The organism is Streptomyces sp. TRM64462 (genome assembly GCF_013362995.1).
GTDB lineage: Bacteria > Actinomycetota > Actinomycetes > Streptomycetales > Streptomycetaceae > Streptomyces.
Genome location: NZ_JABWDV010000197.1, coordinates 1 through 9,414, shown reverse-complemented (window position 1 = coordinate 9,414; position 9,414 = coordinate 1). Strand labels below are relative to the sequence as shown.

General features: G+C 70.8%; 11 protein-coding genes. 5 read left to right on the top strand and 6 right to left on the bottom strand.

Annotated features, from left to right (window positions below; genetic code table 11):
- The 4 genes from HTZ82_RS09050 to HTZ82_RS09035 form a co-directional block, all read right to left on the bottom strand.
- A partial coding sequence (locus HTZ82_RS09050) for an RNA ligase family protein (protein ID WP_175408791.1) occupies positions 1-1,092 on the bottom strand: 1,092 nt, incomplete at its 3' end.
- Between the two features lie 150 nt (positions 1,093-1,242).
- Positions 1,243-2,103, bottom strand: a complete 861-nt coding sequence (locus HTZ82_RS09045; RefSeq protein ID WP_175408790.1) for a hypothetical protein — start codon at positions 2,101-2,103, stop codon at positions 1,243-1,245.
- Positions 2,084-2,968, bottom strand: a complete 885-nt coding sequence (locus HTZ82_RS09040; RefSeq protein WP_254711736.1) for a helix-turn-helix domain-containing protein — start codon at positions 2,966-2,968, stop codon at positions 2,084-2,086. Before HTZ82_RS09040 ends, HTZ82_RS09045 begins: the two co-directional genes overlap by 20 nt.
- Positions 2,969-3,108: 140 nt before the next feature.
- Entirely contained in the window at positions 3,109-3,663 is a 555-nt protein-coding gene (locus HTZ82_RS09035; RefSeq protein WP_175408789.1) for an ATP-binding protein, read from the bottom strand.
- 155 nt (positions 3,664-3,818) lie between these two features.
- Here HTZ82_RS09035 and HTZ82_RS09030 point away from each other — a divergent pair, with 155 nt between their 5' ends.
- Both HTZ82_RS09030 and HTZ82_RS09025 read left to right on the top strand, forming a co-directional pair.
- The gene (locus tag HTZ82_RS09030; protein ID WP_175408788.1) at positions 3,819-4,670 is read left to right on the top strand and encodes a helix-turn-helix transcriptional regulator; all 852 of its coding nucleotides are present in this window, start codon (positions 3,819-3,821) and stop codon (positions 4,668-4,670) included.
- Positions 4,667-4,876, top strand: a complete 210-nt coding sequence (locus tag HTZ82_RS09025) for a DUF397 domain-containing protein (RefSeq protein ID WP_175408787.1) — start codon at positions 4,667-4,669, stop codon at positions 4,874-4,876. Before HTZ82_RS09030 ends, HTZ82_RS09025 begins: the two co-directional genes overlap by 4 nt.
- On the opposite strand, the gene HTZ82_RS09020 is transcribed toward HTZ82_RS09025, so the two are convergent.
- Positions 4,854-5,552, bottom strand: coding sequence for a helix-turn-helix domain-containing protein (locus HTZ82_RS09020; RefSeq protein WP_175408786.1), 699 nt, complete (start codon positions 5,550-5,552; stop codon positions 4,854-4,856). The two genes, HTZ82_RS09025 and HTZ82_RS09020, sit on opposite strands and share 23 nt — an antisense overlap.
- A gap of 118 nt (positions 5,553-5,670) precedes the next feature.
- On the opposite strand from HTZ82_RS09020, the gene HTZ82_RS09015 reads away from it, so the two are divergent.
- Together HTZ82_RS09015 and HTZ82_RS09010 are read left to right on the top strand one after the other, a co-directional pair.
- Complete coding sequence (locus HTZ82_RS09015) at positions 5,671-7,041, top strand: FAD-binding oxidoreductase (RefSeq protein ID WP_175408785.1); 1,371 nt, start codon at positions 5,671-5,673, stop codon at positions 7,039-7,041.
- Positions 7,042-7,071: 30 nt separating this feature from the next.
- The gene (locus tag HTZ82_RS09010; RefSeq protein ID WP_175408784.1) at positions 7,072-7,563 is read left to right on the top strand and encodes a peptidylprolyl isomerase; all 492 of its coding nucleotides are present in this window, start codon (positions 7,072-7,074) and stop codon (positions 7,561-7,563) included.
- Positions 7,564-7,655: 92 nt separating this feature from the next.
- Here the strand turns inward: HTZ82_RS09010 and HTZ82_RS09005 are convergent, their stop codons facing one another.
- Entirely contained in the window at positions 7,656-8,123 is a 468-nt protein-coding gene (locus tag HTZ82_RS09005; protein ID WP_175408783.1) for a hypothetical protein, read from the bottom strand.
- Between the two features lie 176 nt (positions 8,124-8,299).
- On the opposite strand from HTZ82_RS09005, the gene HTZ82_RS09000 reads away from it, so the two are divergent.
- Complete coding sequence (locus tag HTZ82_RS09000) at positions 8,300-9,307, top strand: hypothetical protein (protein WP_175408782.1); 1,008 nt, start codon at positions 8,300-8,302, stop codon at positions 9,305-9,307.
- Positions 9,308-9,414: the final 107 nt, after the last annotated feature.

Below are 9,414 nucleotides of genomic sequence, written 5' to 3'. Positions count from 1 at the left end.
GTCGGCGCCGAGGTCGGCGAACGCCTCGTCCAGTCCGGCCAGGGGCCCCGCCTCCTCGGCGTGCAACGCCGACCACTCGACCTGCTCCCGCGCCTCGGCGCCGGGCGCGGTGACGGCGGCGACGGCGTGCAGGACGTCCAGGTCGACGGCGTACGACAGCCGTACGAGCCCGGCCCGCCGCTCCTCGTCCGGGTACGGCCGGTGCAGCCTGCCCTGCAGGCCCACCAGGTCGGCGACGCGCCGCGCGAGCGGCAGCCCCACGGCCGGGGCGAGGCGGCCGGCGAGCGTGCCCCGGTGCTCCCGGTGCAGCAGCGCGGCCAGCACCCCGGCGAGCCGCGCGTCCCCGTCGCCGCCCGCGAGCCGCGCACCCGCCTCGGCGGCGGCTGTCGCGTGCCCTTCGCCACCGCCCACAGCCGCGAGCAGCCCGTCCGCGTCGGGCACCGCCCCGGACCGCACGTCCCAGAGGGCGGCCCGCGCGGACAGCCCGTTCGGGGTCACTGCGGCATGCATCCAGTGCGTCCCGGTCTGCACGTGCCCGGGCCGCACCCATTTCGCCACGCGCCGCCCGAACTCCTCGGCCATGAACCCGTCGGCGGTCCGTACGACGTACCCCTCCTGCCGCCCGGCGTCCACGCGCAGCCGCCGCAGCGCCCGCTCGTCGAACACCCCGCGCCACAGCACGGCGGGCACGGGAATCCCCAGCCGCCGCAGAAACTCCACGGTCCGGTCCCAGTCGAGGCACCGCCCTTCGGCGTCCCACACGGAGAACCCGTAGAAGTAGCTCTCCAGGTCCTCGTACGGAAGCGAGTGCCGCGCGTACATGTTCTCGCCGCACACCCGCCACCCCTCCGGTATGTGCGCCGCGATACGCCCCTGCAAGCCCTTCACCCAGGCCCGCGAGGGATGGTGCGCGGAGTCCAGCGACCGGGCGTGCAGCCCGTCGGCGTACAGGGTGGTGTTCTCACCGTCGAGCTTCTCGGTGACGACGACCTCGCGCCCGGCGAACCCCGACAGATCCGCGACCCGCACATCGTCCCGCGCGGCCCCAGGGGACCAGGGCAGATGCGGCGTGCGCGGATAGTGCGTACGCATGGTCGAACCAGCCCCCCGATGACAGTGCCGTGCCGGGCCACTGTAGGAGCCGCGCCGGCGCCGCTCGACCGATTAACGGCACCACCACGGCACCACAGGGACAGGGGCCGACCCGCCCGAGGGTGCAGGGTCGGCCCCTGTCGGCTGAGGCTACTCGTCCCCGAAGAGCTTCTCGGCAGAGGTGACGGTGAGGGCGCGGAGGAGCCAGGAGCGCATGACTTCCGGGTCCTCGCAGTCATTCACACGCTGCCGAACGCTGTCGGGTACCGAGATGTCCCGCTGTTCGAGGATGAGAAGGATGTCCTCCGCGCGGCTCTCGGCGCGGATGCCGTCAGAAAGGGGGGACTTGTAGAAGGAGAGATCCACGGCCACCAGGTTCCTCCAGTAATCAGCGGCCGGGCGGTTGCCCAGGCCCTGTGCGATGAATTCGACGACGGGATTGACGAGGTCTTCGGCCTCATCCCGCAGAGCGGTGGACAGCGCGTCCAGTATGGCACTGACCGCCGGGTTCGAGGCGTGCGTGATCGCGGACAGAGTGGCGAACGCCAGGTCCTTTTGCGCCTCGTCAGCGCTGGTGATCACGGGCATGTTGTGTGGTCCGACCACGAGGGGGCGCAGCGTGAGCGTCGCCCAATTGGCCGGGCCGAAGTGCGTGGGCCGCTCGGCCCACTCGGCCGTGGCACGGTCCTGGCAGACGACCAGCAGGACGGGCGGAAGTCCGTACTTTTCGTACAGGTACGAGACATAGTAGGCCCACGTGCGTGGTTTCCCGGGATCCTTCTTGCCCTGAGCCTCCACGGCGACGAGGAAGCCGCCGTCGGCTGCGTTCCGGAGATGCAGCAGTGTGTCGACGCGGCGTTCGACAGGCCGGGACTCGGTGAGATCGGTCGGTAGAACGGTGACCGAGGTGAGCGGGGAGAAGGGGACGCCGAGCACCTTCGAGACCCGGGAGAAGAGTTCCGGGTACTCCTGGAAGATGCGGTGCATCGCCTCATGAGGTGAGCTGACCACAGGGCTCCTGTTCGGATGAGTGATGGATGGGTGGGCAAGGGGTGACGCGGCAGTCGCCGCACACCCCTGGTTCGGGAGCGTGGAACCCGCGGTCGCAGCGGTCGCAGTTCTGGACCGGATCGATGCGGGGCGGCCCCGCGCTGGGTGGCGGAAGCTCGGCGGTGAGCCGGTGGGCGAGGAACGCCGCCGGGCGGTGCAGCGGCTCGGACGGCAGGTACGCCGTCAGGGCGTGCCGTACGCTCTCGGGGCTGGCGCCCCGTTCCAGCCAGGCGGCGACGCCGGGGGCGAGCTGCGCGGTGTCGCGGGCGGACAGCAGCAGACGCGGGTCGTGAAGGCGCAGGCCGGCGAGCAGCTCGGTCGCGGCGCGCAGGAGGGACTCGGCGGGAAAGGCGGGCTGCGGTACGAGGAGGGGCGCGGGGGGTCGCCGCGGTGGCCGGGCGGCGGCCGGTGGCGGAGTCCGCGGGGCGCGGGCCTCGGGGACACGGCGGTCGGCGCCGGGCTGGTTGCAGGAGAGGGTACGGGTCACGATCTGCCCGTCCGGGCAGCGTTCCCGTACGCGCCGCAGGTACCCGTGCGCCTCCAGCTCCCGCAGTGCGCCCGCGATCCGGTTGGCACCCTCGGGGAAGCGGGCGGCGAGGCTCTTGATGTCGACGCGGGCGCCGGTCGGCAGCGACTGGATATGGACGGCGAGCCCGATGGCCAGCAGCGACAACTCCCGGTGCTGGGCAAGGTGGTTGCCGACCACGGTGAAGCGACTGGTGTGCCGGGTGTTGAGGTGAACGACCCCGGACGGGTGGTGTCCGGGCCGCTTTCCAGCAACTCGGGGCGAGGCGTGCGCGGGCACGCTAGGGTGCTGAGCATCCATTGGGAAGCTGTCTTCTTCCTAGTTGGTCAGGCCCTCGCACGGGAAGCCACTCCCGGCGGGGGCCGACGTATGTCTGCGGTATATGTCACGGCGAGCCTAGAACGCCCAACCCGCCCCAACACCAGCCCAATTGACCAAGTTCACCCGACGGGGTGAGGCTGTCCGACCGGGGGGAGGGGCGGGGCTTGGAGGGGTCCTTTCTCTCCGTCTGTTCCTTGGGAAAGACCACCGGGCCCACCGGCACACGGCCGCCCGTGCTCCGGTACGAGGTCGATCTCGGCCCACACGGTCTTGCGCGGAACCGGCCCCTCCGCTACGCCCCACCGATCGGCCAGCGCCTCGACGAGTACGAGCCCGCGCCCGTGCTCACTGTCGGGCGGCGGCGACTGGGCCGGCGCCGGCGGCAGCCGCTCGCCCCGCGTGTCCGTCGCCTCGATACGGAGGGCCCGGTCGCGGTCCGTGATGTGCAGCTCCAGCAGGAAGTCCCGCCCTGGCACGCGCCCGTGCAGGACGGCGTTGGCGGCGAGCTCGGCCACGAGCTGGAGCGCGGTGTCCGCGACAGGGCGGGTCAGCTCCCGGCTGCGGAGCCACACGGCGGCAAGCTCGCGCCCGAGCCGGGCGCCTTGACGGGAGGCGTGGAGCTGCATGGTGAAGTCGCGTGCGGGCGCAAGGAATTGAGCGCTTCTGTGGTCCATGTCACAGATCCTGGTGGCGGCGACTCTGTGGCGGCCAGTGATCCGACTGATGCGTACAGTCACTGTCCAGGGCCTGTCCGCCGCCGTCCGGCCTGTCCGGAGAGGCGTACGGGCAAGAGGTGCACAGGTGTGGCTGCACGTTGGAGGTGGGGCGGATGACGGTGCATGACGCGGACGAGCCGGGCTGGGGAGTGGACCCCGGCGACGAGTGGGGTGCCACGGTTGTCGCCACGGTGGGGCGCCAGCTCAAGCTGCGCAGGGAGGCACTGGGACTCAAGGCGGGCGAGTTCGGCGACGCCATCGGGTACGGCGAGGACCTGGTCTACAAGGTCGAGTCGGGTAAACGGATTCCCCGGCCGGAGTACCTGGACAAGGCGGACAAGGTCCTGAAGGCGGGCGGCCTCATCGCCGCGATGAAGAAGGACGTGGAAGAGGTTCGCTACCCGAAGCAGGTCCGGGACCTGGCGAAGCTGGAGGCGCGGGCGGTTGAGATCGGCGTGTATGCCAGCCATGGCGTCCATGGCCTGTTGCAGACAGAGGGCCACGCGCGGGTGCTACTGGAGACGCGGCAGCCCGCGTACTCACAGGACGAGGTGGAGCGAGGCGTGGCGGCACGTATGGCCAGGCGCTCCGTCTTTGATCGGTCGCCGGTGCCGTCGCTCAGCTTCGTCCTGGAAGAGGCGGCGCTACGACGCCCGATCGGAGGCAGAATGGAGTGGCGTCGGCAGCTCGAACGTCTCCTGGAGGTCGGCCAGTTGCGCAACGTCTCCCTCCAGGTGATGCCGACAGGTGTCGAAACCCATCCTGGGCTGGACGGCGGGATCGAGGTCCTGAAATTCGAGGACGGCACGGTGATCGGGCGCTCCGCAGGCGCGTTCAACGGCCGTGCGGTATCGGCCCCAAAGCGCGTTCGAATCCTTGAACTTCGCTATGGAATGATCCGGGCTCAGGCTCTCACTCCCCGGGAGTCACTGGCCTTCGTCAAGCAAGTGCTGGGAGAGACATGATCCGCAAGACCTCTACCAGGGGCGGCTCCTCGCTGGAGTGGTGCAAGAGCAGCTACAGCAGCAGCGGCAACGAAGCCACTTGCCTTGAGGTCGCCACCACCCCCGCCACCGTGCACATACGCGACTCCAAGAACACCGACGGCCCCCGCCTGGCCGTCACCCCGCACGCCTGGGCCCGCTTCGTCACGTACGCGCGGCAGCCCTGACCGGCTTGATGTGCGCGAACGCGCTCCGCGCGTTCCACGTCGGGAAGGCCCGTACGAGCCATGCCGGGCCGTGCAGCCGGATGCGGTCGTCGCGAACGGCGTCGGCCCAGGCCAGCTGGCCCGCATGCCATTTGATGAAGGCCTCCGCCTCCGCCGTGATGTAGAGGTCCTCGTCCAGACCCGGGTACGTCCGGCAGATCTCGGTCTCGCCGTGCTCGATCAGCAGCCAGAACCGTTCGTCGGCCCGGCGGTCGCCGGGGAACGTGAAGTCGAAGCCGATGACGACACGTTGGTCCGGGAGCCGGTCCCGGCGCAGCACGTTGCACATCGACCACAGCGCCACGAACGGATCAAGGTGCTCGGGAGCGATTTCGAGCCAGTGCGCACCCCACTCGCCGAGCGCCTTGCACACCTCGAACAGGTCGTGTCCGGCGGGCGTGAGCGCGTAGTGACGTCCGCGCCCGCCGGGCTTGGGGGACGACACGACGACGCCGAGCCGTTCGAGCTGCCTCAGCCGCTGCGAGAGCAGGGTGCGGGAGAGGCCCGGCGCACCCTCCAGGATCTCGCCGAAGCCGGCGCAGCCCAGGTGGAGGTTGCGGATGATCAGCGGTGTCCAGCGCTCCGCGAAGATCTCGGCGCCGCGGGCGATGGGGCAGTACTGGCCGTATGTCCGCACTGTTCCAGTATCTCCGGCTTTCGGAGGTTTCGAGTACAGATTCTTGACTTCACAGCCACAGTGCACGGTGCTGCGATGGAGGTGAGGAGGAACAGCGACCTGCGAGGAGGCGGGCGCGATGAAGATCGACGGGTTCCGGGGCCGGCTCATCACCGCCGATCACCCCGAGTACGACACCGCCCGCGCCGTGTGGAACGGCGCGGTCGACCGGCGCCCCCGGCTGATCGCCCGGTGCACCGGCACCGCGGACGTGGCGGCCGCCGTCCGCTTCGCGCGGGACCGCGGCCTGGAGATCGCCGTACGGGGCGGGGGCCACAACGTGGCGGGCAGCGCCGTGTGCGACGACGGGATCGTCATCGACCTCTCGGACCTGCGGGCCGTGTCGGTCGATCCGGTCGCCCGCACGGCCCGGGTGCAGGGCGGCGCCCTCTGGGGGGACGTCGATCACGAGACCCAGGTGCACGGCCTGGCCACCACGGGCGGCATCGTCGGCCACACCGGCGTCGCCGGGCTCACGCTCGGCGGCGGCATCGGCTACCTCATGCGCAAGCACGGGCTCACGGTCGACAACCTGCTCGCCGCCGAGGTGGTCACCGCCGGCGGCGACACCGTCCGGGCGTCCGCCGACGAGCACCCCGATCTGTTCTGGGCGCTCCGGGGCGGCGGCGGCAACTTCGGCGTGGTCAGTACCTTCGAGTTCGCCCTGCACCCCGTCGGGCCGACCGTGCTGGCCGGACCGGTCTTCTGGGCGGCCGACGACACCGCCGAGGTGCTCCGCTTCTACCGGGACTTCGCCGCCGAAGCACCCGACGAGCTCGGCACGGTGGTCAGGCTCGGTACGGTCCCGCCGCTGCCGGTCATCCCCGAGGAGCTGCACTGGCGGCCCGCCGTCGCCGTCGTCTGCTGCCACGCCGGGGCCACCGAGGACGGTGAGCGCGCGGTGAAGGCCCTGCGGCAGTTCGGGACGCCGCTCGTGGACCTCGTCTCACCCAAGCCGTACGCCGCCCATCAGCGCTCCACCGACGACACCGTCCCCCACGGGTGGCACTACTACTGGAAGGCCACGGACCTCACCGACCTCTCCGACGACACCATCGCCGTCATCGCCGACCACGCCTACCGCGCCGGCTCGCCCCGGTCGTACGCGGTGATGTTCCACATGGGCGGCGCCGTCGCCCGCGTTCCGCACGGCGCCACCGCCTACGCGGGCCGGGACGTGCTCCACAACATCAACATCGACGCCGTGTGGCTGCCCGGCGAGTCGGATGAGCACGCCGCCGCCGAGACCGCGTGGGCGCGGCGGTTCCTCCAGGCCCTCCAGCCGCACCGCGCCGACGGCGTCTACGTCAACTTCCTCGACGCCGACGACCCGGCGGACCGCGTGCGCGAGGCCTACGGCGACGACACCTACCGGCGACTCGCCGAGGTCAAGGCCGCGTACGACCCCGACAACGCCTTCCACCACAACAAGAACATCCGCCCCGCTTGAGGGTTCCCTCCAACGTGTCATGATCGACGCATGGGATCCAACGTCTTCTTCGACATCACCATTGACAACCAGCCGGCCGGCAGGATCGTTTTCAAGCTGTACGACGACGTCGTGCCGAAGACCGCTCGCAACTTCCGCGAGCTGGCGACGGGCGAGCACGGCTTCGGCTACGAGGGTTCGTCCTTCCACCGGGTGATCCCGGACTTCATGCTCCAGGGCGGCGACTTCACCAGGGGCAACGGCACGGGCGGCAAGAGCATCTACGGCGACCGTTTCGAGGACGAGAACTTCACCCTCAAGCACTCCAAGCCCGGCCTCCTGTCCATGGCGAACGCGGGCAAGAACACCAACGGCTCGCAGTTCTTCATCACCACCGTCGTCACCTCCTGGCTGGACGGCGCCCACGTCGTCTTCGGCGAGGTCGTCGAGGGCATGGACGTGGTGAAGACCATCGAGTCGCACGGCTCGCCCAACGGCGCCACCAGCAAGAAGATCACCATCGCCAAGTCGGGCACGGTCTAGGCGTATTGTCCGGACAACACGCCTAGAACCCGCAGTCGGCCGCGGACCCACGCGGCACGCGGCCGACCGGGCAGGGCCCGGCCCCCGGCGCCCTACTTGATCTTGTACGAGCAGGGCTTGGCGACCTTGCCGTTGTCGTTGTCCGCGACCTTCTTGCCGTCCACGGTGATCGTGCAGGAGGCCGCGGTCAGCATCCCGTTCCCGTCGGTGATCGTGCCCGGGGTGACGAGGACCAGGCGGCCGACCTCCTTCTCGGCGCCCACCGGCGTGATGGTCGCCGTCTTCTTCCACGGCAGCGTGACCGTCTCGGTCTTCGATTCGTCGAGGGTGTACATGACCATGGTCGAGCCGGTGCCCCCGACCTCGATGGTCACCTCGTACGACGTGCCCGTGTCCGCCTCCGCCTGGCCCTCGGCCTTCCCGGACGGCGTGGCCACGGCGGACGGTGCGCCGCTCGCGCCCTCCGTCCCGCTGCCGCCCTTGGCGTCGGCCGCGCCGCCACAGCCCGTGAGCAGAGCCGCGACCGCCATCACTGCCGCTGCCGCCATCGTCCTGCGCATGTCTCCCCCATGATCGTCTCGTTCGGGCAGGCGATCCTAGCCGCCGTACCGCACCACCCGGCCGACGCGCCCCCCGCTTCATCACATGATCATCACATTCGCCCGACGCATCTTGTGGTCGTCCCGCCCCGCCCGTGAAATGCCCAGGTCAACACCACCGTGAGCAGGCGAGGGACATGAGCCGGAACGAGACGACCGACGAGCCCGCGGGCTGGCGCACCGGCCCCGCGTGGCAGGAGATGAACCGGACCTCGCGCAGGCGCCGCCGGGCAAAGGCCGTGACGGCGGTCGTCCTCGTCGCCGGCCTCGCGGTCGTCGCCGTCCGCCCGGAGCTCGTCACCGACCACTTCCCGAAGCGCGAGACCCACGCGGCCGCACCGCTGCCCGCCGAGACGGCCCGGCCCTCGACCGCGCCGCCCGAGGAGCTCTTCCCCGACCAGCCCACCCTGAAGGAGCCCTTCCGAGGCTCACCCGCCCTCCGCTGGGCGGACGGCGCGGCGGGCATCCAGCTCCCGGAGGCCAAGGCGGTCGGCGGCATGAGCGAGAAGCAGGTCGCCCACGCCCTGGCCGCCACGAAGGAGTTGCTCGTCGCCTCCAACATCGACCCGGCCACGCTGCGCGGGGAGTACCCGAAGGCCGCGCTGGAGCTGCTCGACCCGCTGCAGAAGGACGGCCGCGGGCTGATGGAGAAGGCCCTGCGTACGCCGAGCGAGGAGGCCAACCCGGTCCTGCTCTTCAGCCGCTTCGACCCGTCCGAGGCGCGGGTGGTGCGCGATCTGGTCAAAACGCGGGGCCGTATTACGTACGAGAAGGGGCGGAGCGGCGGGGAGCTGCTGGTGCACGCCGACTTCACCTTCGTCTACCCGGTCGTGAAGACGAAGACGGGCAGTCACGAGGAGGTCGACCGGACGATCGTCCGCCGGGAGCTGACGTTCGCCCTGTACGACCCGCAGGAGTACGGGGGTACCCCCGGCAAGCTGTACATGATCGAGTGGGCGCAGAGCACGGGCAACGACGACTGCACCCGAGCCGCGGACGGGTACTTCCACCCGGTGTTCGCCTCCGACCTCATGGGTGGGACCCCACCGGGCGTGGACCCCTCCGTCGAGGCCGTCGACCCGTACGACCGCAGCAAGGGCCTCGACGACCTCCCGCAGGAGTGCACCGAGACCACCAGGACCTGACGGGCCCCGGCGAGCGGGCGCGGCACCCGCGTGGCGTGCGCCCCCGCCGAGTCCCGGGGCGGCGGTCCGGGCGGTTCCCGGAGCGTCGCCGGGCACGCGGGCCCCGG